Below are 23,601 nucleotides of genomic sequence, written 5' to 3'. Positions count from 1 at the left end.
GACTCGGGGCGTTCGAACAGGCGCCCAATATACGCGGTCATGCAGCGGGCTTCAGCCCGCCGGAATGGGTTGTGCGACCGCCGTCGCGTCAGGCGACGGCGAGTGGGCGGCGCGCAGTGACCGTATGCGACTGGCCCTTGGCATCGTAGGCCGAGGCATCCTCGGTGCGGCCCAGCTGGCGCAGTGCCCAGTTGACCTCGCGGCGTCGCCGCGACAGCAGTACGCCGTTGGCGCGGTTGCGCTCGGCCAGTTCCTGCAGGTGTTCGCCCTCGCCGACCGGCGGCGCGCCTTCCAGCGCACGCAGCGCTTCCAGCTTGGCACCGGTCGCCCGGATCAGGGCGTGCACGTCGTGCTCGACCAGGGCCTGGCGTTCAACGTCCAGGGCCTGGGCAAGGCGCTGCAGCGGCTCGCTCATCGCCGCGGTCATCCGTGCAGCTGCTGGTCCAGCTCGAGCATGCGCGAAGCAATCGCGTCCGGATTGATCTTGTAGGTGCCGTTCTGCAGCGATTCGCGCACGGCCGCCACGCGCTGGGCGTCGATCGCCGGTGCGGTGGTCAGCTCACGCTCGATGGCCTGCAGATTGGTGGCCTCGCCGGTCAGGCGCAGGCTGTCGGCCGCCTCGACCGGGCGGGTCGGCGCATCGCTGCTGACGCCGGGCTTGTTGGCCGGGGTCGTCACGCTGCGCAGTGCCTGGGGGACCTGCAGGTTGCCGTCGATTTTCTGGCTCATGGGGTGTCCTGGAGTTGCCGTACACAAGGGATAACGGCCGCAGGGCCGTGATCTTTAGGGATATTCTGCAGTAATTCAACGCGCCACGATTACGTCACCTGCGGCATCGACCGTACCCTGTACGATCCGCCGCGAGGACAGGTTCTCTACCGAAACCCGTTCGTTCTCACCGGCATCACCCATCGCGCGGCCGGCAATGCGGACCTCGACCGAGCCGCGACGCGAAACCAGGGCCACATTGTCTCCGCGCTTGATGAGACGCTGCACCACCAGATCGTTGTTCGACAGCAGGGCCCCGGCCTGCAGCGGACGACGGGCGATGCGGCCGATCGCCGCATTGGGATCGGCCAGCACCGCACCGGCAATCCGGGCGGCATCACGCTGGGCAGTGGTGATATCGGCGGCAGTGAGGGTTTCTCCAGTGCCGATTCCACGGTTGAGCACCAGTACGGTCTGGTTGCGCCGGACCTTCACCGGTACGAACAGGCGCCAGCCACCGGCATCGGGACAGCTGACCTCCACCGTGGTGTTGGCGGTCGGCTGCACCTGTAATGCGCCACCACACCTGGGCAAGCGCAGCGCATCGGCCACCTGGGCCTCACCCTCGCTGCCGGCCGCCAGCGTCGACAACGCTGCCGCGCGGATGCTGGCCACCGGCTGCCAGTCGGCAGCGACCGCCCACGGCGAGGCCGCGGCCAGCGCGATGGCGAATAGAGATGTGACCCGGCGCATGGCGCCTCCTTATCGGTAAGACCTGGCCCAGGTGCGTGCAAGGGGTGTGCCAGAGCGACAGGGCTGACTTTTGTAGAGTCGAGCCGTGCTCGACTTGCTCTTCTGTAGAGTCGAGCCCTGCTCGACTGGCCGTTCGGAGCAGAGCAGTCGAGCACGGCTCGACTCTACAAAAGCGCTCAAGTTCGGCGGCCACCACGCCGATACAGCAGCCATGTCCCATGACCTGCTCAACCGGATCGACCAGCGAACCCGACTGGCCGGCCACAACCGCCTGGCGCTGCTGCTGTTCCGCCTCGGCGGACGTCAGCTTTTTGGCGTCAATGTCTTCAAGGTGCAGGAAGTCCTGCGCCGCCCGGAACTGTTCCAGGTGCCCGGCCTGCCCAGCCAGTTCGCCGGCGTGGCCGACGTGCGTGGCCGCTCGGTACCGGTGCTGGACCTGGGCCTGGCGATCGGCCACCCCGAGCGCGAGCCGGATGCCGATACCGCGCCCGGCTACCTGGTCGTCACCGAATTCAACCGTTCGATCCAGGGCTTCCTGGTCAGCGGCGTGGAGCGCATCGTCAACATTGCGGTGGAAGACATCCATCCGCCGCCGGAACTGGGCGCCGAATCCAGCTACCTGACCGCGGTGACCCGCTTCCAGGGCGAGCTGATCCAGGTGATCGACGTTGAAAGCGTACTGGCCGACATCGCCCAGGTGCGCGGTGAAGCCGTGCTCGACCCGGCGATGGCGATGCCGTCCGATGGCCCGCAGCTGCAGGTGCTGGTGGTGGACGACTCGCGTGTGGCCCGCCAGCAGATCCGCAGCGTGCTGGACCAGCTGGGGGTGGGCGCCACCCTGCTCTCGGACGGCAAGGCGGCGCTGGACCACCTGCTGCAGATCCACGCCTCGGGCGAGAACCCTGCCGAGCGCTACGCCATGGTCATCTCGGACATCGAGATGCCGGCCATGGACGGCTACACGCTGACGACGGAAATCCGGCGCCATCCTGGCCTGGCCGGCCTGTATGTGCTGCTGCACACCTCGCTGTCGGGCGTATTCAACAATGCGATGGTCGAGCGCGTCGGCGCCAATGCCTTCGTCGCCAAGTATTCGCCGCACGAGCTGGCCGACTTCGTGCTGGACCGCCTGCGCAAGGTGGCGATGGCGGCGTAAGGCCGGCCGCGGGGTCGGATCCCGGAACGGGCTCCGACCCCGCATCGCAACGCGTCGACCACGGGGTCAGAGCCCCTGCGGGGATCTGACCCCGCGCCTTTGGCACACGCCTTGCAGCTTCCCGGGCAACGTTCCCGTGGGAGTGCATCGTGCGCAACCTGATTACCGACTACCTGGGCGTCCACGCCCAGGCCATGCCGTTGCGCGAACAGCGGATGAAGCTGATCGCCAGCAACCTCGGCAATGCCGACACTCCCGGCTACAAGGCCCAGGACCTGGACTTCGATGCCGCCCTGCGCCATGCCCAGGGTCAGGATGCCAACGGCCTGATGACCACCACCAACGAGCAGCACTACGAGATCAGTAGTGGCCTGAACCCGTTCCAGATCGCGCGCGAAGGCGTGCAGCCCAGCCTCGACGGCAACACCGTCGATCCCGATGCCGAGCGTGCCGCCTATGGCCGTGCCGCGCTCGAGTACCGCGCGTCGCTCAGCTTCGTCGAGAGCAAGGTGCGTTCCATGCTGACTGCGATCACGGGGCAATAAGCCATGAGCAACCTGCCGATCTTCGACATCGCCGGCTCCGCGCTGCAGGCGCAGTCGGTGCGCATGAGCACCATCGCCTCCAACCTCTCCAACGCCGACACCGTAGCCGGTTCCGCCGACGCTGTGTACAAGCCGCTGGAGCCGATCTTCCAGGCTGTCACCAGCAAGAACGATCCGAACATCACCTCGGTGAAGGTGAAGGAGATCACCCAGAGCGAGGCGGCGCCGATCAAGCGCTACGAGCCGGGCCATCCGCTGGCCGACGCCGACGGCTACATCTACCAGCCCGACGTCGATCCGGTGGCACAGATGGTCAACCTGATCTCGACCTCGCGCAATTACCAGGCCGGCGTGGAGATGTTGACCACCGCCAAGGAACTGGCCCTGGCCACCCTGACCATGGGCCGCTGAGGCCCGCAGCACCGGATACCGCCATGACCACCGCCGTCAACAACCAGACCAACCAGGACGTCTACTCCGCGCTCGGCCTGAATGCTCCCAACAGCAACGCCACGAAAAAGAAGAACACGCTGGACCAGGCCGATTTCCTGCGCCTGATGACCGAGCAGCTGCAGCACCAGGATCCGCTGAAGCCGATGGACAACACGCAGATGGTCGCGCAGATGGCGCAGATGTCGACCGTGCAGGGCATCACCGATCTGAACAAGACGGTCAAGGGCTTCCAGGAATCGATGGCCAGCGACCAGGTGCTGCGTGGCGCCGCGCTGGTCGGCCACGAGGTGCTGGTGCCTTCGGAAAAACTGGTGCTGGAAAAGGAAGGCACGGTGGAAGGCACCGTTGCCGCACCGGCAGCCGGCATCGTCACCGTCGACATCACCGACGCCAATGGCGCCAAGGTCACTTCGCTGAGCGTGGAAGCCAAGGCCGCCGGCGAAACCGCCTTCAAGTGGGATGGCAAGGATGCCAACGGCAAGCGCATGGAGCCGGGCAAGTATTCCATCGTCGCCAACCACGTCGACACCGCCGGCAAGAGCACCAAGCTGTCCACCTTCGTGCAGGCACCGGTGGAGAGCGTGACCGTCGGTTCCGACGGCCTGTACCTGAACCTCAAGGGCCTGGGCACGGCCCCGATCGACTACGTGCTCCGCGTCAGCTGAGCCGCACACCCCGCACTTACCAGGAGCATCCCATGGGCTTCAATGTCTCGCTGTCCGGCATCAATGCCGCCAATTCCGACCTGAGCGTCACCGCCAACAACGTCGCCAACGTCAACACCACCGGCTTCAAGGAATCGCGCGCGGAATTCGCCGACCTGTTCTCGGCCACCGGCTACGGCCTGTCGAAGAACGCGGTCGGTTCGGGTGTCCGCGTATCCAACGTCGCCCAGCAGTTCAAGCAGGGCCACAACGAACAGACCGGGCGCAGCCTGGACATGGCCATTTCCGGTGAGGGCTTCTTCACCATGAACATGAACGGCACCCGCGTGTACTCGCGCGCCGGCAACTTCCAGACCGACCCGTCCGGCTATGTGATCAACCCGCAGGGCGCACGCCTGCAGGTGTTCGCGCCGAACGCCGATGGCACCAACTTCGACGCCGGCCGCATGGTCGACCTGCAGCTGCTGACCACCGACAGCGCGCCGAAGCAGACCAGCGAAGTCAAGGTCGGCTTCACCCTGCCTGCCAACGCCAAGCAGCCGACGGTCACGACCTTCGACCCGACCGATTCCAACAGCTACAACCACTCCAGCGGTGGCATCACCGTGTACGACTCGCTGGGCGTGAGCCACATCCAGGTGTCCTACTTCGTGAAGGGCGCCAACCCGAACGAATGGACGGTGCGCAACTACGTCGATGGCCAACCGGCTGGCGCGCCGACGCCGGTCACCTTCGACAACAGCGGCAAGCTGACTGCACCTGCCAACGGCAAGGTCAGCCTCGGCACCTTCACCCCGACCACCGGTGCCGGCGTGCTGAACATGACGCTCGATGTCAGCGGTTCGACCCAGTACGGCGAGAAGTTCGCCCTGCGCAACACCCAGCAGGATGGCTACGCCGCCGGCAAGCTCAACGAGATCACCGTGTCGGAAACCGGCGTGGTCTACGCCCGCTACTCCAACGGTGCCGACAAGCCGCTGGGCCAGGTTGCGTTGACCACCTTCAACAATCCGCAGGGCCTGGAATCGAAGGGCAACAACCTGTGGGTGGATACCTTCAGCTCGGGCACGCCGCGCACCGGCATGCCGGACACCTCCAACCTCGGCAAGATCCAGGCCGGTTCGCTGGAAGCGTCCACCGTCGACCTCACCGAGCAGCTGGTCAACATGATCACCGCGCAGCGCAACTTCCAGGCCAACGCGCAGATGATCACCACCCAGGACCAGATCACCCAGACCGTCATCAACATCCGTTGATGACGCGCTGACCCTGCCACGGAACTCCCCGCATGGATAAAGCCCTTTACGTGGCGATGACCGGTGCCCGCGCCTCCCTGCAGGCGCAGGGTACGCTCAGCCACAATCTCGCCAACTCGGATACCCCTGGCTTCAAGGAAGCGCTGGCCAACACCGAAGCCTTCCCGATCCGCGGCCCGGGCTTTGCCTCGCGGGTGGATGCGCTGCATGTCGACGCCGGGTTCAACCGCACGCCCGGCTCGCAGCACATCACCGGCAAGCCGCTGGACCTGTCTCTGCAGACCGGCACCTGGCTGGCCGTGCAGTCCAGTGATGGCAGCGAAGCGTACACGCGCGGCGCGGCGCTGTCGGTGACACCCAACGGCCAGCTGGTGACCTCCAGCGGCCGCCCGGTGCTGGACGACAACAACAACCCGATCGCCATCCCGCCCTACCAGGCGATGGAGATCGGTGCCGACGGCACGATCTCGATCATTCCGCAGGGCGAAGGCCCGCAGACCATGGCGCAGATCGGTCGGATCAAGGTCGTGCAGGCACCGGATGAGCGCCTTGAACGCGGCCTGGATGGCCTGTTCCGCAACACCGACCCGCTGCAGCCGTTCGCACCGGCACAGGGCACGGCCGTGCACAGCGGCCAGCTGGAAGGCAGCAACGTCGATGCCGCCGGTGCACTGGTGCAGATGATCCAGCTGCAGCGCCAGTACGAAATGCAGGTGCAGGTGATCAAGCACGGCGACGAAAACGCGCGCAGCGCCAACAGCATGCTGCGCCTGGGCAGCTGACGGGATTCCGGCGCCGGTTGATGCCGGCGCTGGCACACCGCTTGCACACCCGAATTCAAGGGCCGCACTACGTGGCCGGCTTCACCAGACAGGACAGCGAAGATGAACCAGGCATTGTGGATCGCAAAAACCGGACTGGATGCGCAGCAGATGCGCATGTCGGTGGTTTCCAACAACCTCGCCAACACCAACACCACCGGCTTCAAGCAGGACCGTGCCAGCTTCGAAGATCTGCTGTACCAGCAGGTGCGCCAGCCCGGCGGTTCCTCGTCGGCACAGACCCAGCTGCCGACCGGGCTTCAGCTCGGCACCGGCGTGCGCGTGGTCGCCACCGCCAAGAACTTCGAACAGGGTGGCCAGCAGCAGACCGGCCGCGCCCTGGACGTGATGGTCAACGGCCGCGGCTTCTTCGAAGTGCAGATGCCCGATGGCAGCTCGGCCTACACCCGTGACGGCTCGTTCAAGATCAACCAGGACAGCGAGCTGGTCACCAACAGCGGCTATCCGGTGCAGCCGGGCATCCAGATTCCCGAAGGCGCGCAGTCGGTCACCATCGGTACCGACGGCACCATCAGCGTGAAGATGGCCGACGGTGCCGCTTCGGTGGAAGTGGGCGCGCTGACCCTGACCGACTTCGTCAATCCGGCCGGCCTGCAGGCCCGCGGCGAGAACCTGTTCCTGGAGACCACCGCGTCCGGCCCGGCACAGAACGGCAATCCCGGCCTCAATGGCCTGGGCACCGTGGTGCAGGGTGCGCTGGAAGGCAGCAACGTCAATGTGGTGGAAGAGCTGGTGTCGATGATCGAAACCCAGCGCGCCTACGAAATGAACGCCAAGGCAATCTCCACCACCGATTCGATGCTCGGCTACCTCAACAACAAGCTCTGACCGGCCCAACCGGGAAACCGCCATGTCGCCCCTTTCCAACTTCGCCCGTACCGCCCTCGCCTGCGCCGTGGCCGCCCTGCTCGGTGGCTGCGTGATCGCGGGCGACGTGCGCCCCTACCCGACGATGGCACCGATCCAGCCGATCATGCCGCCGCAGGCCCAGCCGACCGCTGGCGCGATCTATGCCGCTGGCCCGACCCTGCAGCTGTACTCGGACCGTCGCGCACGCGACGTGGGCGACCTGCTGACGATCAGCCTGCTGGAAAACACCACCGCACAGACCAGTGCCAACACCGCCACCAACAAGGAATCGAACCTGAGCCTGGGCACACCGTCCATCTTCGGTGCACCGGTCACCCTGGGCGGCAAGGACATTCTGAGCGCCTCTGCCAAGGGTGCACGTGACTTCACCGGCAAGGGCAACAGCGCGCAGAGCAACCGCCTGCAGGGCAACGTCACGGTCACCGTGATCCAGCGCCTGCCCAACGGCAACCTGGTGGTGCAGGGGCAGAAGAACCTGCGCCTGAACCAGGGCGATGAGCTAGTGCAGGTGCAGGGCATCGTCCGTCCCGGCGACATCAGCCAGGACAACACCATTCCTTCCAGCCGCGTGGCCGAGGCCCGCATCGTCTACGGCGGTCGCGGCCCGGTTGCGCAGTCCAACGCGATGGGTTGGCTGAGCCGCTTCTTCAACTCCGGCCTGACGCCGTTCTGAGTATGGCCATGAATTCCTTCTTCTCTTCTTCCTGGCAGCGTCGCGCGGCGTCGATCGTCGCACTGATGCTGCTGATCGTGGCAGCCCCCGCCAGTGCCGAGCGCATCAAGGACCTGGCCCAGGTCGGCGGCGTGCGCGGCAATGCGCTGGTGGGTTATGGCCTGGTGGTCGGCCTGGATGGCAGCGGCGACCGCACCAGCCAGGCGCCCTTCACCGTGCAGAGCCTGAAGAACCTGCTCGGCGAGCTGGGTGTCAACGTGCCGGCCAACGTCAACCCGCAGCTGAAGAACGTGGCCGCCGTGGCGATCCATGCCGAACTGCCGCCGTTCGCCAAGCCGGGCCAGCCGATCGACATCACCGTGTCCTCGATCGGCAACGCGGTGTCGCTGCGTGGCGGTTCGCTGCTGATGGCGCCGTTGCGCGGCGCCGACGGCCAGATCTACGCCATCGCCCAGGGCAACCTGATCGTCGGTGGCTTCGGCGCACAAGGCAAGGACGGCTCCCGCGTCTCGGTGAACGTACCGAGCGTCGGCCGCATTCCCAACGGCGCCACCGTTGAGCGCGCTCTGCCCGATCCGCTGGCCAATGGCGGCGACATCACCCTGAACCTGCACAACAACGATTTCACTACGGTGTCGCGCATGGTCGCCGCGCTCAACAATGCGTTCGGCGAAGGCGCGGCACGCGCAGTCGATGGCGTGACCGTCGCGGTCACCGCACCTACTGACCCGGGCGCGCGCATCGGCCTGCTGGCCCGCATCGAGAACCTGGAACTGACGCCGGGCAGCGCCCCGGCCAAGGTGGTGGTCAATTCGCGTACCGGCACCGTGGTCATCGGCCAGCAGGTGAAGGTCGGCCCGGCGGCGATCTCGCACGGTTCGCTGACGGTGACGATCCAGGAGAACACCAACGTCAGCCAGCCCAATGCGCTGTCCGGCGGCCGCACCGTGGCCAGCCCGCAGTCGACCATCACCGCCACCAACGACGGCAGCCGCATGTTCAAGTTCAGCGGCGGCACCACCCTGGACGAGATCGTGCACGCGGTGAACGCGGTCGGCGCAGCACCAGGCGATCTCATCGCGATCCTGGAAGCCCTGAAGCAGGCCGGCGCACTGAGTGCCGAGCTCGAGGTGATCTGATATGCGCATCACTCCCGCATTCGATCTGCACCCGGCGCAACAGAACGATCCGGCCAAGATCGACAAGGTCGCGCGCCAGCTGGAAGGCCAGTTCGCGCAGATGCTGGTCAAGAGCATGCGTGACGCCAGTTTTGGCGATTCGCTGTTCCCAGGCGAAAACAAGATGTTCCGCGACATGTACGACCAGAAGATTGCCGAGGCGATGACCCGCGGCAAGGGCCTGGGCCTGTCGGGCATGATCAGCCGCCAGCTGTCCGGGCAGGCCGCCGAAGGTCCGCCACTGGATACCCGCGTGGACCCGGCCAAGGCCAGCCGCGCCTACCAGCTCAACGCGCCGGCCAAGCCAGCACCGTCACTGCCACTGGAAGACGGCGGCCAGGCCGTGCGCCTGCTGCAGCAGATGGCTGCCGGTGCCCAACATGGCGCCCAGGCCGCGGTTGCGCCGATGGAACAGGCGCTGGACCTGATCGCTGGCCGTGAAAGCAGCAGCATGCACCGCTCGCTGGGCACCGACGATCCGTACATCGGCAGCCTGCAGGGCGATGACTGGGCGGCCAGCAGCGACCAGTGGTCCGCAACGGCGAGCAATCGCGGTACGGCGATCAACCCGGCTGACGCGATGGCCACCCGTACCGCCGTGGCTCAGCTAGGCGAGCACACCCCGGAAGGCTTCGTCGCCAGCATCTGGCAGCACGCGCAGAGCGCGGCCAAGGAACTGGGCGTGGATGCCCGCGCCCTGGTGGCCCAGGCCGCACTGGAAACCGGCTGGGGCAAGCGCCACATCAAGCACGCCGACGGCAGCACCTCGCACAATCTGTTCGGCATCAAGGCCAATGGCTGGAACGGCCAGCGCGCCGTGGCCGGCACCCACGAGTATGTCGATGGCGTGCGCCGCAACGAGACCGCCAGCTTCCGTGCCTACAGCTCGCCGGCCGAGAGCTTCGCCGACTACGTGCGCCTGCTGAAGACCAGCCCGCGCTACCAGCAGGCCCTGCAGGCCGGCACCGATGTGCAGGGCTTCGCTCGCGGCCTGCAGCGCGCCGGCTATGCCACCGATCCGCGTTACGCGGCCAAGATCGCCGCGATTGCCGGCGGCCCGACCATCGAGCGCGCCGTAAGCGCCGTGGCCGATGCAGGCAGCCGCCTTGGCCAGACCTTCGCCAGCACCGCAACCGCGGCGCTGGGTATCACTCGTCGTTGAGGAACCCCATGTCCAGCGTACTTTCCACCGGTACCGGTGCCCTGCTCGCCTTCCAGCGTGCGTTGGCGACCACCAGCCACAACGTGGCCAACCTCAACACGCCTGGCTACAGCCGGCAGAAGGTCAACTTCGCCACCGCCGATCCGCAGAACTACGGTTACGGCACGGTCGGCAACGGTACCCGCATCACCGACATCCGCCGCACGGCCGACCAGCTGGCGATCTCGCGCCTGCTCGACAGCAGTGGCGAACTGGCGCGCCTGAAGCAGCTTTCCAGCATGGCCGACCGGGTCAATGCGCTGGTGTCCGATCCGGCCACCAACGTCTCCGGTGTGTGGTCGAACTTCTTCGACTCGGTCAGCGGCCTGTCCTCCAATGCCGCCGGCACCGCCGACCGCCAGAACATGCTTGATGGCGGCAAGGCCCTGGCCAATCGTTTCGTGCAGCTCAACACGCACCTGAACAACCTCAACGGCGAGGTCAACAACGGCCTGCTGGCCGGTGCCACCGAGGTCAATCGCCTGGCGCAGGAGATCGCGCAGATCAATGGTGCCATCGGCACCAACATCGCCAACGCCGCCCCCGACCTGCTCGACCGCCGCGACCAGCTGATCACCCAGCTGATTGGCTACACCGGCGGCACGGCGGTGATCCAGGACGGCGGCATCATGAATGTCTACACCGCCGGCGGCAACGCGCTGGTGGTGGGCACCACGGCGACCAAGGTCACTACCGTGGCCGACCCGTACCAACCGGAACGCCTGCAGCTGGCGCTTGAAACCCAGGGCAATACGATCCGGCTCGACCCGAAGGCGGTCGGTGGCCAGATCGGCGGCCTGCTGGAGTTCCGCGACACCGTGCTGACCCCGGCCCAGGCCGAACTGGGCAAGCTGGCCGTGGGCCTGGCCGAGAGCTTCAACCAGGCCCACCACCAGGGCGTGGACCTGTACGGCAAGCTGGGCGGCGACTTCTTCAACATCGGCAATCCGCGCGTCACCGCCAACAATGCCAACACCGGCACCGCCAGCCTCACCGCCACCTATGGCGACCTGGGCAAGCTGGACGCGCAGAACGTGGTGCTGCAGTTCGATGGCAGCAACTGGAAGGCCAGCCGTGCCGACACCGGCGCCAATGTTCCGCTGACCGGCACCGGCACGGCCGCCGATCCGCTGGTGATCAACGGCGTCAAAATGGTTGTCGGCGGCACTCCGGCTGCCAATGACCGCTTCCTGCTGCAGCCGACCGCCGGCGTGGCCGGCAGCATGGAGATCGCGATCACCGATCCGTCGCGCATTGCTGCCGCTGCGGCAGTCAAGGGCGCCGCAGCCACCGCCAACACCGGCACCGGCAAGCTGAGCGGCGTCACCGTCACCGATTCGAACAACGCCAACCTGCGCAATCCGGCGGCGATCGTGTTCACCTCGGCCACCACCTACACCATCGATGGCGGCCCGCCACAGACCTACACCCCTGGCCAGACCATCAGCGCCAACGGCTGGAGCTTCGTGCTGGACGGTGCGCCCAAGGTCGGCGACACCTTCAACATCACCCCGACCCCGGCCGGCTCCTCCGACAACAGCAATGCCTCCAAGCTGGCCAAGGTGGAGAGCGCCAAGGCGTTCAACGCCGGCACGGTGACGCTGAACGGCGCGCTGGGTGGCCTGACCACCCAGGTCGGTGCCGCGGCCCGTTCGGCCGAGTACTCGCTGGATGCCCAGCTGGTGATCAATGACAAGGCGCAGGAGGCCCGCGACGAGGTATCCGGCGTCAATCTGGATGAAGAAGCAGCCGACATGTTGCGCCTGCAGCAGGCCTACCAGGCCGCCTCGCAGCTGATCTCCACCGCCGACAGCATGTTCCAGACCATCCTGGGAGCCGTCCGCCGATGAGCAGCCGCATCTCCACCAGCATGATGTTCAACCAGTCCGTGTCGCTGATGATGGCCAAGCAGGCCAAGCTCAGCCACCTGGAGCAGCAGATCGCCACCGGCAGCAAGATCGTCAGCGCCAAGGACGATCCGGTCGGCGCCGGTGCTGCCGTTGGCCTGGACCGCAGCCTGGCCGCACTGGACCGGATGAAGCTCAATGCCGGCAACGTGCAGAACCGTCTGGGCGTGCAGGAAAACACCCTGGCGCAGGTCAACGATCTGATGGGCCGGGTCAACGACCTGACCATCCAGGCCAGCAACCCCGCCTTGAGCGCGGCCGACAAGAAGACGCTGATCACCGAATTGAACCAGATCCGCGACGGCCTGCTGTCGCTGGCCAACGCCGACGACGGCACCGGCCGCTACGTGTTCGGCGGCACCAATGACGGCGACCCGCCATTCGCCAAGATCAATGGCAAGGTGGTCTACCGTGGTGACCAGACCCAGCGCCAGGTCGAAGTCGGCCCGGATACCTATGTGCGTGATTCCCTGCCCGGCAGCGAGATCTTCATGCGCATCCCCACCGGCGACGGCTTCGTCGACGGCGGTGCCGCGGCGGGCAATACCGGCAATGGCGTGCTGACCAACATCACCCGCGACGGCAGCGACAGCTGGAACGGCCAGAGTTTCAGCGTCCGCTTCACCGCAGCCAACCAGTACGAAGTGCTCGATGGCGCCGGCAACGTGACCGGTACCGGCACCTACAAGGCCGGTGACAATCTCGAAGTAAACGGGGTGCGCCTGCAGATCACCGGTGCCCCCGTTGCGGGCGACAGCTTCAATGTGAAGCCTGCGACCAGCCGCGACATCTTTGACACCATGGACAAACTGATCGCCGCGCTGGATGCCGATACCGGTACCACGGCGAAGATGAGCGCACAGCAGAACGAGCTGCAGAATGCGCTGCGCGACGTGGCACGCGCGTCGGAACGGATGATCGACTCACGTGCAGCCGGCGGCGCGCAGCTGAAGGCGCTGGACAATGCCGCCGACATGCGTGAAGCCAACGGCGTGACCCTGAAGACCACGCTGTCGCAGATGCGCGACCTGGATTATGCCGATGCGCTGAGCCAGTACCAGTTGCAGAGCACGGCACTGCAGGCTGCGCAGACGATCTTCTCGCAGATGCAGTCGATGTCGTTGTTCAACAAGATCCGCTGACGCATCTCCTGCGTCACCCCTGAAAGGCCGCGATGCCCTGCATCGCGGCCTTTTTCGTTTCTGCGGCCATCGCCCGCTGCGCTCGCCGGGCATGGCCCGGCGCTACCGAATGGCTGGCTCTGGTAGCGCCAGGCCATGCCCGGCGGATTTTCCGTGATTACCCATCAAGCCCGCCGCTGCCCCGCCGATACCTTCATCAGCGCTGGCTGGGCATGCCCAACCGCCTCCTCCGGGGCTCGAAAAGCCCGGGAAAACGGCCTCCGGCAACGAAATCCGGCCTCAACGGAATTCACGGCTAAAGGTTGTTGACAAAGCGCCGTTATTCATTTGGCAACAGCGAAGCACACAGCCACACAAAAAAACAGGCGGCGCTTCGTTTCATTCACCAACGGGTTCCATATAAGAGGAGACGACCCCATGGCACAGGTAATCAACACCAATACGATGTCGCTCAACGCTCAGCGCAACCTGAGCACCAGCGGCAGCTCGCTCGCTACCACCATCCAGCGCCTCTCGTCCGGCCTGCGCATCAACAGCGCGAAGGACGATGCGGCCGGCCTGGCCATCAGCGAGCGCTTCACCACCCAGATCCGTGGTCTGGACGTGGCCATCCGCAACGCCAACGACGGCATCTCGCTGGCCCAGGTCGCCGAAGGTTCGCTGAGTGAAGTCGGCAACAACCTGCAGCGCATCCGTGAACTGGCGGTGCAGTCCTCCAACGCCACCAACTCCTCCAGCGACCGCAAGGCGCTGCAGGCCGAAGTGACCCAGCTGGTCTCGGAAGTGGACCGCGTCGCCAAGCAGGCCGATTTCAACGGCACCAAGCTGCTGGACGGCTCCTTCACCAGCCAGCTGTTCCAGGTGGGTGCCAACGCCGGCCAGGCCATCGCCATCAACAGCGTGGTCAACGCCAAGGCCGATTCGCTGGGCGCCGCCTCCTTCGCCAACGGCTACACCGGCACCGCGCTGGCGACCGACAAGGCCACCGCCGACACCACCTACTCCGGCCTGCAGATCTCGGTAACCCCGCCGGGCGGCACCGCCACCACGATCACCGTCAACGACTTCACCGTGAAGGCGGGCGAGTCGATCACCTCGGCCACCTCCGCTGCGATCAACAACAAGCTGGGCGAAACCGGCGTCATGGCCTCGGTCAATGCCGGCGTGATCAGCCTGGCTTCGGTCAAGGACGGCCAGACCTTCACCCTCGGCGTCAGCGCCGCGACCCCGCCGACCGGCGCCACCGCCGCGACCATCGCCGGCCTCGGCCTGACCGAGACCAGCACCAATGGCGGCACGCTCACCGGCACCTCGGCCAGCTTCGTCAAGGACCTGAACGTCACCACCGCCGAAGGCGCGCAGAAGGCGCTGTCGATCGTCGACAAGGCCCTGGAATCGGTCAACAGCGTCCGCGCCGACCTCGGTGCGATCCAGAACCGCTTCACCTCGGTGGTGGCCAACCTGCAGACCTCCTCGGAGAACCTGTCGGCCTCGCGCAGCCGCATCCGCGATACCGACTTCGCCAAGGAAACCGCCGAACTGACCCGCACCCAGATCCTGCAGCAGGCCGGTACGGCCATGCTGGCCCAGGCCAACCAGGTACCGCAGAACGTGCTCAGCCTGTTGCAGCGCTGACATGAGCCGCCCCCGGGGCACGTCGGGGGCGTCTAACCCAACTCACGTGCAACCGCTCAAGGACCTCTCCTCATGGCACAAGTCATCAACACCAATACGATGTCGTTGAATGCTCAGCGTAACCTGAGCACCAGCGGCAGCTCGCTGGCCACCACCATCCAGCGCCTGTCCTCCGGTTCGCGCATCAACAGCGCCAAGGACGACGCCGCCGGTCTGGCGATCTCCGAGCGCTTCGGCACTCAGATCCGCGGCACCGACGTCGCCATCCGCAATGCCAACGATGGCATTTCGCTGGCCCAGGTCGCCGAAGGTTCACTGACCGAAATCGGCAACAACCTGCAGCGCGTCCGCGAGCTGTCGGTGCAGGCCTCCAACGCCACCAACTCGGCCAGCGACCGCAAGGCGCTGCAGGCCGAAGTGACCCAGCTGGTCTCGGAAATCGACCGCGTTGCCAAGCAGTCGGACTTCAACGGCACCAAGCTGCTGGACGGCTCGTTCTCCAGCCAGCTGTTCCAGGTCGGCGCCAACGCCGGCCAGGCCATCGCCATCGACAAGACCATCGACGCCAAGGCCAATGCCCTGGGCGGTGCCAAGTTCGATACCAACGCGCTGGCCCTGGCCGATCCGGCCGCCAACGGCGACTTCAAGACCACCGGCATGTCGATCAATGGCGTCGCCATTGCTGGCATCGACGTCAAGCAGGGTGCCGACGCTACTGCCACCGGCAAGGCGTCCCGCGAAGCCCTGGTGACCGCGATCAACGCCAAGATCGGCGAGACCGGCGTCTACGCCGAAGTGAACGGCACCGCCGGCGTCACCCTGACCTCGGTCAAGGACAGCGTCAATGCCGATGGCTCGTTCAAGGCCATCACCGCCACCCCGGGCACCTGGACCGGCGGCGCCGCCGCTCCGACCTTCACCGCCTCTACTGCCGCCCCGGCCGCCAAGTACGCCAGCGATCTGGACGTCAGCACGGTAAAGGGCGCCCAGCAGGCGATGGAAATCGTCGACAAGGCCCTGGGTGCGATCAACAGCACCCGTGCCGACCTCGGTGCGATCCAGAACCGCTTCACCTCGGTCGTCGCGAATCTGCAGACCTCGTCGGAAAACCTGTCGGCTTCGCGTAGCCGCATCAAGGACACCGACTTTGCCAAGGAAACCGCCGAACTGACCCGCACCCAGATCCTGCAGCAGGCCGGTACGGCCATGCTGGCCCAGGCCAACCAGGTGCCGCAGGGCGTGCTCAGCCTGCTGCGCTGATCCGCTCTCTGATCGACCTCTGGGCGCCGCATGAAGCGGCGCCCGGATCCTGAAACACGCTCCACCTTCGCCAAAGGAAAAGCACCATGGCACAAGTCATCAACACCAATACGATGTCGTTGAACGCTCAGCGCAACCTGAGCACCAGCGGCAGCTCGCTGGCCACCACCATCCAGCGCCTGTCCTCCGGTTCGCGCATCAACAGCGCCAAGGACGACGCCGCTGGCCTGGCGATCTCCGAGCGCTTCGGCACCCAGATCCGTGGTACCGACGTCGCCATCCGCAATGCCAACGACGGCATTTCGCTGGCTCAGGTCGCCGAAGGTTCACTGACCGAGATCGGCAACAACCTGCAGCGCGTCCGCGAGCTGTCGGTGCAGGCCTCCAACGCCACCAACTCGGCCAGCGACCGCAAGGCGCTGCAGGCCGAAGTGACCCAGCTGGTTTCGGAAATCGACCGCGTCGCCAAGCAGTCGGACTTCAACGGCACCAAGCTGCTGGACGGCTCGTTCTCCAGCCAGCTGTTCCAGGTCGGTGCCAATGCTGGCCAGTCCATCGCCATCGACAAGACCATCGACGCCAAGGCTGGCTCGCTGGGCACCTCGACTTTCGCTGCCGGTGCCACTGACGTGCTGGCCGCCAGCACCGATGGCTCGCGCATTACCGGTAAGGTGATGGGCGTGGACATCGGCACGGTCGAACTGAAGGCCGGTGCTACCACTGCCGATGCTTCCAAGGCGGTCGCCACCGCGATCAACGCCAAGATCGGTGAGGCCGGCATCTACGCCGAAGCCAATGCCGATGGTTCGATGAAGCTGAGCTCGGTGAAAGAAGGCAAGGCCGTCGTCGCTGCCGACATCGCTCTTGAGCGTAGCGACCTGACCGCCGCTACCGGCGTGTGGAGCGCGAAGGCTGCGGCTGGTGCGTACACCGCTGGTACCGACACCGCTGCCAACGTGCAGAAGCTGGACGTGAGCACCGTGCTCGGTGCCCAGCAGGCGCTGGAAGTGGTCGACAAGGCCCTGGGTGCGATCAACAGCACCCGCGCCGACCTCGGTGCGATCCAGAACCGCTTCACCTCGGTCGTCGCGAATCTGCAGACCTCGTCGGAAAACCTGTCGGCTTCGCGTAGCCGCATCAAGGACACCGACTTTGCCAAGGAAACCGCCGAACTGACCCGCACCCAGATCCTGCAGCAGGCCGGTACGGCCATGCTGGCCCAGGCCAACCAGGTGCCGCAGGGCGTGCTCAGCCTGCTGCGCTGATCCACGGCAAGAAGGCGCCGCTGCCGTCGGGTTGAACCGATGGCAGCGGCAACCCGGAAGCCACGGTGCACGAAGGCGCGGGCCATGCCCGGCCCGGGAACTCTCCCGAACCGGCTTGGCATCGCCCGCTCCTGCGGACCTCTCTTTCAGCGCTGTACCTTTGACTGTACGTACCGGGCGGCTTCGTCTCCCCCCGATTGTCAGTAGCCTGATCCCTCCCCTGCATTGGGGGAGGGTCTTTTGCAGACTCCCGGCAGCCCGCGGTGAACTTCCCCGCACCCTGCCCCAACCCTCCTGCAACCTGCGTGCCAGAACCCGCGCCAGACCATTGGCACGGCGCATGCATCAACGAAGTCCTCAAGACCCAGCGGCGCAGGCCGCTATTTTCGTTGACGACGGGCCACCGCACGACGGCCAGGCCCGTATACCAGGAGAAACGACGTGGCAGACTTTGGATACGGTGGCATTGGCTCGGGACTCAACATCTCGGACATCGTCAACAAGCTGGTCGCAGCCGACCGCAAGCCCGCCGACAACGCACTGAACCTGCAGCAGTCCAAGACCAAGATGCAGCTGTCGTCTGTCGGCACGGTCACCTCGGCTTTCGACAAGCTGAAGACCGCTCTGACTGCACTGAAAGCCACCACGGCCTTCGACACCCGCACCGTCACCGCCACCGGCAAGGCCGGCCCCAACAATGCCGACGATGTGCTGACCGCGTCGGTGGCGCTGTACGACCTGGGCACCAGCAAGGCAGCCGCCGCCAACGGCACCCACAAGATCGACGTGAAAAACCTGGCGTCGGCGCACAAGCTGATCGCCGACACCTCGGTGCCCAAGACCGATACCTTCGGCGCCGGAACCTTGACGCTGACCGTCGGCGTGGGCGACAAGGCCAAGACCATGAACATCGAGGTCGAGGCCGGCGACACGCTGACCACGGTGCGCAACAAGATCGATGCCGCCGGCCGAAAGGAAGGCGTACAGGCCACGCTGATCAGTTCCGGCGACAACCAGTACCTGTCCATCGCGCAGGAAAAGACCGGCGCGGCCAGCGCGATCAAGCTGGAGTACGGTGGCAGCGACCCGAAACTGGGCGCGCTGGTCGGCAGCCTTAAGGAAAACAGCCCGGCCACCGATGCACTGCTGACCATCGACGGCGTGGAAGTGGTGAGTGCCAGCAACACCGTGACCGACGCAGTGCCGGGGCTGACCCTGAATCTGAAGGTGAAGGGACTGAGCACCGTCGTCATCAGCACCGACACCACCGCCGCGACCAAGGTGATGCAGGAGTTCGTGACCGCCTACAACGCGGCCATCGCGGCGATCAACACCGAAACCAAGTACGACGCCAAGACCAAGGAAGCCTCCGCGCTGACCGGCGATGCACAGATGCGCGGCGCGCTCGCCCAGCTGCGTTCGACAATGTCCGGCGTGTTGTTGGACCTGGCAGGCGACAAACTGGACGCCAAGGCGCTGGGCCTGCAGACCCGCGGCTACCCCAACGCCGACGGCACCCTGGTGCTGGATACCACCAAGTTCGCCGCCGCCCTCGCCGCCCAGCCCGAGAAGATCCGCCAGGCGATCACCGGCGACACCGGCGGTGCCGGCCGCCTGTACACCATGGTCGACGGCTACGTCAGCACCACGGTCGGCAAGGAAGGTGCATTCGTCGCCCGCACCAAGGGCCTGAACAGCACCCTGGACAACATCGACAAGCGTCGCAAGGACCTGGACGCACGCATGGTCGGTGTCGAAGCCCGCTACAAGAAGCAGTTCGTGGCACTGGACAGCCTGATGGGCAAGCTGCAGCAGAGCAGCAACACGCTGTCGCAGCAGCTGTCACAGCTGAACCGCTGAGGAAACGCGTGCGACGCTCAAGTTTGGCGTCGTACGCACCGATAACGGACGCAACAGCAATCATCGCAGCGCCGGCGCCAACGGTCCCTTTCGACCGCACGCCGGCACCCAGCGCAAGGGAGAATCACGAATGTACGGTTCCAGCCGTCAGTACGCCGAGCAATACCGCCAGGTGGGAGTGACCAGTGCGGTCGCCGATGCCGATCCGCACAAGCTGGTGGCGATGCTGCTGGCCGGCGCGCTGGAGCGCGTGCGGCGTGCCCTGGCCAGCCTCGAGCGTGGCGACCAGGCCGGCAAGGGCAAGGCGATCGGCGAGGTCTGTGCGATCGTCGGCCACCTCAACGGCTCGCTGGATCATGAAGCCGGCGGCGAGATCGCCGGAAATCTGTCGGCGCTGTATGACTATGTGCTGCAGCGCCTGACCGAGGCCAACCTGCACAACGACCGTGCCGCGCTGGATGAGTCGCTGCAGCTGCTGGGCGAGATCGACAGCGCCTGGAATGCGATTCCGCATGAGCAGCGACGCCCGGCGGCGGTGGCACCATGAGCGTGCTTGAGCTAAACGCACAGCTCGATGCCTTCGAGAAGGCGCTCGGCGAAGAAGCCTTCGAACAGGCCGACAGCCTGCTGGATGGCCACGACAGCGCCCTGCACGCCCTGCTGAGCCAGCCACTGACCGATGCCGACCACGCGCCGCTGTCGGCGCTGCTGGAACGTCAGCAGAGCCTGCTCGGCCTGCTGCGCCAGCGCCGCGATGCGGTATCGGTGCAGCTGCATGATGGCCGCCGTTCCCTTCGCGCGGCGCATGCCTACCTGCAGGCAGAATCGCTGGCATGACCCAATTGCCGACCACGTCGCTGCACCACCCAGCCGAGAGCGAACTGTTCGACGAAACGCTCAGCTGCGAACTGGCACTGCCGGCCGAATTTCAAGCGGGCAGCGCCGCTGGCCGTACCAGCAGCGCCGAAGGCCTGCTGCGCAGCCTGGCGCTGGTCGAGGACAGCCGGGTCGACGAACATGAAGAACGCAGTGAAGCCAGCCTGCAGCTGCAGCGCCTGGAGGCCAAGCTGGACCTGGCGATGGTGCTGCTCGGCCGGCTGGTTCGCCAGCAGGGCCAGGAGCTGACCCTGCGCCCGGTGCGCTGGTCACGCCGCGGCATCCGCCTGCAACTGGGTCCGCGCAGCGGCGCCAGTCCCGGCCAGGCCGGCGTGGTTCGCCTGCAGCCCAGCGACTGGCTGCCCGACCATATTGACCTGCCGGTGGAGGTGATTGCCGAAGCCGCTGATGGCGGCGGTGGTCACTATCTCTGGCTGCGCTTCCAGCGCCTCGGTGACGGCCTGGAAATGGCGATGGAGCGGCATCTGTTCCGCCTGCATCGTCGCCAGGTGGCCGAAGCGCGTCGCGCACGCTGAAAGCTGTCAGCATGAAGCAGTACGGACGGCCCTTGGCGTGCCCGTTCAGCTAAGTTAAGGTGGACTCCCCTCACGGACCTCCAACGTGCCTGTGCGAGTTCTCATCGTCGACGATCACACCCTTGTCCGCGCCGGCCTGGCGCGGCTGTTGCAGGGGTTTGCCGACGTGCAGCTCGTCGCCGAGGCCAGCAATGCCGAGCAGGCACTGCAGCTGGCCCTGCAGCACGCCCCGGACGTGATCCTGATGGACCTGTCACTGCCCGGCCGCACCGGCCTGGAAGCCCTCAGCGACATCCGCCTGCGCGCCCCTGGCACCCGGGTGGTGATGATGACCATGCACGACGACGCCGCGCACGTGCGCGATGCACTCGATCGCGGTGCGGTCGGGTTCCTGGTCAAGGATGCCGCACCGCAGGAACTGGAACTGGCGCTGCGCGCCGCGCACGCCGGCCAGGTATTCCTGAGCCCGCAGATCTCCGCCAAGATGCTGGCGCCGATGCTTGGGCGCGAGAAACCCACCGGCATCGCCGCATTGTCGCCGCGCCAGCGCGAGATCCTGCGCCGCATCGGCAAGGGCGAGAGCAACAAGGAAATCGCCGCCGACCTCGGCATCAGCGTCAAGACGGTGGAAACCCACCGTGCACGCATGATGGAGTCGCTGGGCTGCCGCCGCGCCAACGACCTGTTGCTGCTCGCCGCGCGCCACCAGCACGAGCTGGAATAAGCGCCAGCCTCGGCGGCGCGAAACGATGGCTGGGTAGAGTGGGCAATTGGTAGAGTCGACTGTTAGTCGACTTTCGCGCGGAGCGCGGGCCTTTTCCTTGGTCTGATCAGAGAGCAGTCGACTAACTGTGTAAACCCACTACGTTGTTCAGCCGTACTCTTGAGATAGGTGGCTGGCCGCCGATCGCCATATGGGGACGGTGCCAGTTGTAGTGGTGCAGCCATTGGTTCAACACGGAATTGCGCTGGTCCGAGGATGCGTACTCGCAGGCGTAAGCCCACTCGCGCAGGCTGGTCTGGATGAAGCGCTCGGCTTTGCCATTGGTCCGCGGCGTGTAGGGCTTGGTTCTGATGTGCTTGATCCCAAGGGATTTGAGCAGCTTGGCAAAGGCGGTAGAGCGATAGCAGGCACCGTTGTCGGTCAGGATCCGCTTGAAGGTGATTCCCAGGCTGGCGTAGTACTCCAGAGCGCCCAGCAACGCCTGACAAGCGGTTTCGCCCTGTTCGTTGGGGTGGACGCTGCTGAAGGCGACCCGGGAGTGATCGTCGATGGCCACGTGGACGTAGCCCCAGCCACCGCCGGCGGCGTTTCCCCTGCGCTTGGCATCGGTTCTGTGCCCTGGCCGCTGGAAGTTGCCCAGCTTCTTGATGTCCAGATGCAGCAGCCCTCCGGGCTGATCGTATTCGTATCGGATGACCTCCTTGGGCGGATCAAGCCGACACAACCGATTGAGGCCGTGGGCGCGCATCAGCCTTGAAATCGTACTGTGGCCGACCCCCAGCGCCTTGGAGATGGTCAGGTAGGTCTGCCGCTTACGGCGGTGCTCCTTGATTTGCTCGACTACCGGAGCAGGTGTGGCATGCGGCGTCTGGTGAGGCCGTGAGCTGCGGTTTTCCAGGCCCGGTGCCCCGAACTGGCGGAATCGGGCCAGCCACTTGTAGGCCGTACGCACACTTACGCCACACGCTTGAGCTGCTTCTTCCGGGCGTAGGCCCTCGTGGAGGATGCGGCGGACCAGAAGCGCTCGACTAAACGGCGTCAAACGGGCATTTTTATGATTGTTCATCCGGGCTCTTTGGGGACTGGAACGGTGTGGTAACCACCATTTTCCAAAGATGTCCCGGATGAACAACCTACAGAGAGATCACAACTAACTGTGTAAACCCACTACGTTGTTCAGCCGTACTCTTGAGATAGGTGGCTGGCCGCCGATCGCCATATGGGGACGGTGCCAGTTGTAGTGGTGCAGCCATTGGTTCAACACGGAATTGCGCTGGTCCGAGGATGCGTACTCGCAGGCGTAAGCCCACTCGCGCAGGCTGGTCTGGATGAAGCGCTCGGCTTTGCCATTGGTCCGCGGCGTGTAGGGCTTGGTTCTGATGTGCTTGATCCCAAGGGATTTGAGCAGCTTGGCAAAGGCGGTAGAGCGATAGCAGGCACCGTTGTCGGTCAGGATCCGCTTGAAGGTGATTCCCAGGCTGGCGTAGTACTCCAGAGCGCCCAGCAACGCCTGACAGGCGGTTTCGCCCTGTTCGTTGGGGTGGACGCTGCTGAAGGCGACCCGGGAGTGATCGTCGATGGCCACGTGGACGTAGCCCCAGCCACCGCCGGCGGCGTTTCCCCTGCGCTTGGCATCGGTTCTGTGCCCTGGCCGCTGGAAGTTGCCCAGCTTCTTGATGTCCAGATGCAGCAGCCCTCCGGGCTGATCGTATTCGTATCGGATGACCTCCTTGGGCGGATCAAGCCGACACAACCGATTGAGGCCGTGGGCGCGCATCAGCCTTGAAATCGTACTGTGGCCGACCCCCAGCGCCTTGGAGATGGTCAGGTAGGTCTGCCGCTTACGGCGGTGCTCCTTGATTTGCTCGACTACCGGAGCAGGTGTGGCATGCGGCGTCTGGTGAGGCCGTGAGCTGCGGTTTTCCAGGCCCGGTGCCCCGAACTGGCGGAATCGGGCCAGCCACTTGTAGGCCGTACGCACACTTACGCCACACGCTTGAGCTGCTTCTTCCGGGCGTAGGCCCTCGTGGAGGATGCGGCGGACCAGAAGCGCTCGACTAAACGGCGTCAAACGGGCATTTTTATGATTGTTCATC

The 23,601-nt window shown here is 65.6% G+C and carries 25 protein-coding genes; 20 read left to right on the top strand and 5 right to left on the bottom strand.

Translation table 11 applies throughout. The annotated features are described in order from the left end of the window. Positions 1 to 88: 88 nt before the first annotated feature. The 3 genes from SMAL_RS09770 to flgA form a co-directional block, all read right to left on the bottom strand. The gene (locus tag SMAL_RS09770; RefSeq protein ID WP_012510990.1) at positions 89 to 427 is read right to left on the bottom strand and encodes a flagellar protein FlgN; all 339 of its coding nucleotides are present in this window, start codon (positions 425 to 427) and stop codon (positions 89 to 91) included. Continuing rightward, positions 424 to 729 (bottom strand): flagellar biosynthesis anti-sigma factor FlgM, encoded by a 306-nt coding sequence (gene flgM, locus SMAL_RS09765; RefSeq protein ID WP_006366323.1) that lies wholly within the window; start codon positions 727 to 729, stop codon positions 424 to 426. Before flgM ends, SMAL_RS09770 begins: the two co-directional genes overlap by 4 nt. A 75-nt stretch (positions 730 to 804) precedes the next feature. Beyond that, positions 805 to 1,461, bottom strand: coding sequence for a flagellar basal body P-ring formation chaperone FlgA (gene flgA / locus SMAL_RS09760; RefSeq protein ID WP_006366321.1), 657 nt, complete (start codon positions 1,459 to 1,461; stop codon positions 805 to 807). A 211-nt stretch (positions 1,462 to 1,672) separates the two neighbouring features. On the opposite strand from flgA, the gene SMAL_RS09755 reads away from it, so the two are divergent. The 20 genes from SMAL_RS09755 (at position 1,673) to SMAL_RS09660 (ending at position 21,505) form a co-directional block, all read left to right on the top strand. Continuing rightward, positions 1,673 to 2,617: a chemotaxis protein gene (locus tag SMAL_RS09755; RefSeq protein ID WP_006366257.1), complete on the top strand. Its 945-nt coding sequence runs from the start codon at positions 1,673 to 1,675 to the stop codon at positions 2,615 to 2,617. A gap of 149 nt (positions 2,618 to 2,766) precedes the next feature. Next, positions 2,767 to 3,162: a flagellar basal body rod protein FlgB gene (gene flgB, locus SMAL_RS09750; RefSeq protein ID WP_006366156.1), complete on the top strand. Its 396-nt coding sequence runs from the start codon at positions 2,767 to 2,769 to the stop codon at positions 3,160 to 3,162. A 3-nt stretch (positions 3,163 to 3,165) separates the two neighbouring features. Continuing rightward, positions 3,166 to 3,573 carry a flagellar basal body rod protein FlgC gene (gene flgC, locus SMAL_RS09745; protein WP_005416461.1) on the top strand — a complete coding sequence of 136 codons (408 nt, stop codon included), beginning with the start codon at positions 3,166 to 3,168 and terminating at the stop codon, positions 3,571 to 3,573. A 23-nt stretch (positions 3,574 to 3,596) separates the two neighbouring features. Continuing rightward, entirely contained in the window at positions 3,597 to 4,280 is a 684-nt protein-coding gene (locus SMAL_RS09740) for a flagellar hook assembly protein FlgD (protein ID WP_012510989.1), read from the top strand. Positions 4,281 to 4,312: 32 nt separating this feature from the next. Beyond that, positions 4,313 to 5,536, top strand: coding sequence for a flagellar hook protein FlgE (flgE, locus tag SMAL_RS09735; protein WP_006366152.1), 1,224 nt, complete (start codon positions 4,313 to 4,315; stop codon positions 5,534 to 5,536). Between the two features lie 32 nt (positions 5,537 to 5,568). Further along, complete coding sequence (locus SMAL_RS09730) at positions 5,569 to 6,318, top strand: flagellar basal body rod protein FlgF (RefSeq protein WP_012510988.1); 750 nt, start codon at positions 5,569 to 5,571, stop codon at positions 6,316 to 6,318. 102 nt (positions 6,319 to 6,420) lie between these two features. After that, the gene (gene flgG / locus SMAL_RS09725; RefSeq protein ID WP_005409571.1) at positions 6,421 to 7,206 is read left to right on the top strand and encodes a flagellar basal-body rod protein FlgG; all 786 of its coding nucleotides are present in this window, start codon (positions 6,421 to 6,423) and stop codon (positions 7,204 to 7,206) included. A 22-nt stretch (positions 7,207 to 7,228) separates the two neighbouring features. Further along, on the top strand, positions 7,229 to 7,921 hold the full coding sequence (flgH, locus tag SMAL_RS09720) for a flagellar basal body L-ring protein FlgH (RefSeq protein ID WP_012510987.1): 693 nt from the start codon (positions 7,229 to 7,231) through the stop codon (positions 7,919 to 7,921). 2 nt (positions 7,922 to 7,923) lie between these two features. After that, a complete protein-coding gene (locus SMAL_RS09715) occupies positions 7,924 to 9,060 on the top strand; it encodes a flagellar basal body P-ring protein FlgI (RefSeq protein WP_006366094.1) in 1,137 nt (378 codons plus the stop codon). Position 9,061: 1 nt separating this feature from the next. Next, positions 9,062 to 10,261 (top strand): flagellar assembly peptidoglycan hydrolase FlgJ, encoded by a 1,200-nt coding sequence (flgJ, locus tag SMAL_RS09710; protein WP_012510985.1) that lies wholly within the window; start codon positions 9,062 to 9,064, stop codon positions 10,259 to 10,261. 8 nt (positions 10,262 to 10,269) lie between these two features. Continuing rightward, a complete protein-coding gene (flgK, locus tag SMAL_RS09705; RefSeq protein ID WP_012510984.1) occupies positions 10,270 to 12,150 on the top strand; it encodes a flagellar hook-associated protein FlgK in 1,881 nt (626 codons plus the stop codon). After that, a complete protein-coding gene (gene flgL / locus SMAL_RS09700; RefSeq protein WP_012510983.1) occupies positions 12,147 to 13,349 on the top strand; it encodes a flagellar hook-associated protein FlgL in 1,203 nt (400 codons plus the stop codon). Before flgK ends, flgL begins: the two co-directional genes overlap by 4 nt. A gap of 417 nt (positions 13,350 to 13,766) precedes the next feature. Further along, complete coding sequence (locus SMAL_RS09695) at positions 13,767 to 14,984, top strand: flagellin (RefSeq protein WP_012510982.1); 1,218 nt, start codon at positions 13,767 to 13,769, stop codon at positions 14,982 to 14,984. A 72-nt stretch (positions 14,985 to 15,056) separates the two neighbouring features. Then, a complete protein-coding gene (locus SMAL_RS09690; RefSeq protein WP_012510981.1) occupies positions 15,057 to 16,244 on the top strand; it encodes a flagellin in 1,188 nt (395 codons plus the stop codon). Between the two features lie 86 nt (positions 16,245 to 16,330). Next, positions 16,331 to 17,509, top strand: a complete 1,179-nt coding sequence (locus tag SMAL_RS09685; RefSeq protein ID WP_012510980.1) for a flagellin — start codon at positions 16,331 to 16,333, stop codon at positions 17,507 to 17,509. Between the two features lie 441 nt (positions 17,510 to 17,950). After that, complete coding sequence (gene fliD / locus SMAL_RS09680) at positions 17,951 to 19,369, top strand: flagellar filament capping protein FliD (protein WP_012510979.1); 1,419 nt, start codon at positions 17,951 to 17,953, stop codon at positions 19,367 to 19,369. A 130-nt stretch (positions 19,370 to 19,499) separates the two neighbouring features. Then, the gene (gene fliS / locus SMAL_RS09675; protein ID WP_005416447.1) at positions 19,500 to 19,916 is read left to right on the top strand and encodes a flagellar export chaperone FliS; all 417 of its coding nucleotides are present in this window, start codon (positions 19,500 to 19,502) and stop codon (positions 19,914 to 19,916) included. After that, the gene (locus tag SMAL_RS09670; RefSeq protein WP_012510978.1) at positions 19,913 to 20,206 is read left to right on the top strand and encodes a flagellar protein FliT; all 294 of its coding nucleotides are present in this window, start codon (positions 19,913 to 19,915) and stop codon (positions 20,204 to 20,206) included. Before fliS ends, SMAL_RS09670 begins: the two co-directional genes overlap by 4 nt. Then, on the top strand, positions 20,203 to 20,781 hold the full coding sequence (locus SMAL_RS09665) for a PilZ domain-containing protein (protein WP_006365893.1): 579 nt from the start codon (positions 20,203 to 20,205) through the stop codon (positions 20,779 to 20,781). Before SMAL_RS09670 ends, SMAL_RS09665 begins: the two co-directional genes overlap by 4 nt. A 91-nt stretch (positions 20,782 to 20,872) precedes the next feature. After that, complete coding sequence (locus tag SMAL_RS09660; RefSeq protein ID WP_032970105.1) at positions 20,873 to 21,505, top strand: response regulator; 633 nt, start codon at positions 20,873 to 20,875, stop codon at positions 21,503 to 21,505. A gap of 121 nt (positions 21,506 to 21,626) precedes the next feature. Here the strand turns inward: SMAL_RS09660 and SMAL_RS09655 are convergent, their stop codons facing one another. Further along, positions 21,627 to 22,571: an IS481-like element ISStma3 family transposase gene (locus SMAL_RS09655; RefSeq protein WP_012510977.1), complete on the bottom strand. Its 945-nt coding sequence runs from the start codon at positions 22,569 to 22,571 to the stop codon at positions 21,627 to 21,629. Between the two features lie 84 nt (positions 22,572 to 22,655). Further along, positions 22,656 to 23,600: an IS481-like element ISStma3 family transposase gene (locus SMAL_RS09650; RefSeq protein WP_012510977.1), complete on the bottom strand. Its 945-nt coding sequence runs from the start codon at positions 23,598 to 23,600 to the stop codon at positions 22,656 to 22,658. Between the last annotated feature and the right edge of the window lies 1 nt (position 23,601).

Origin of the sequence: Stenotrophomonas maltophilia R551-3 (assembly GCF_000020665.1) — a bacterium.
In the GTDB taxonomy this organism is placed as follows: domain Bacteria; phylum Pseudomonadota; class Gammaproteobacteria; order Xanthomonadales; family Xanthomonadaceae; genus Stenotrophomonas; species Stenotrophomonas maltophilia_L.
The sequence above is the reverse complement of the archived record's forward strand: the minus strand, read 5'-3'. Positions and strand labels throughout refer to the sequence as shown.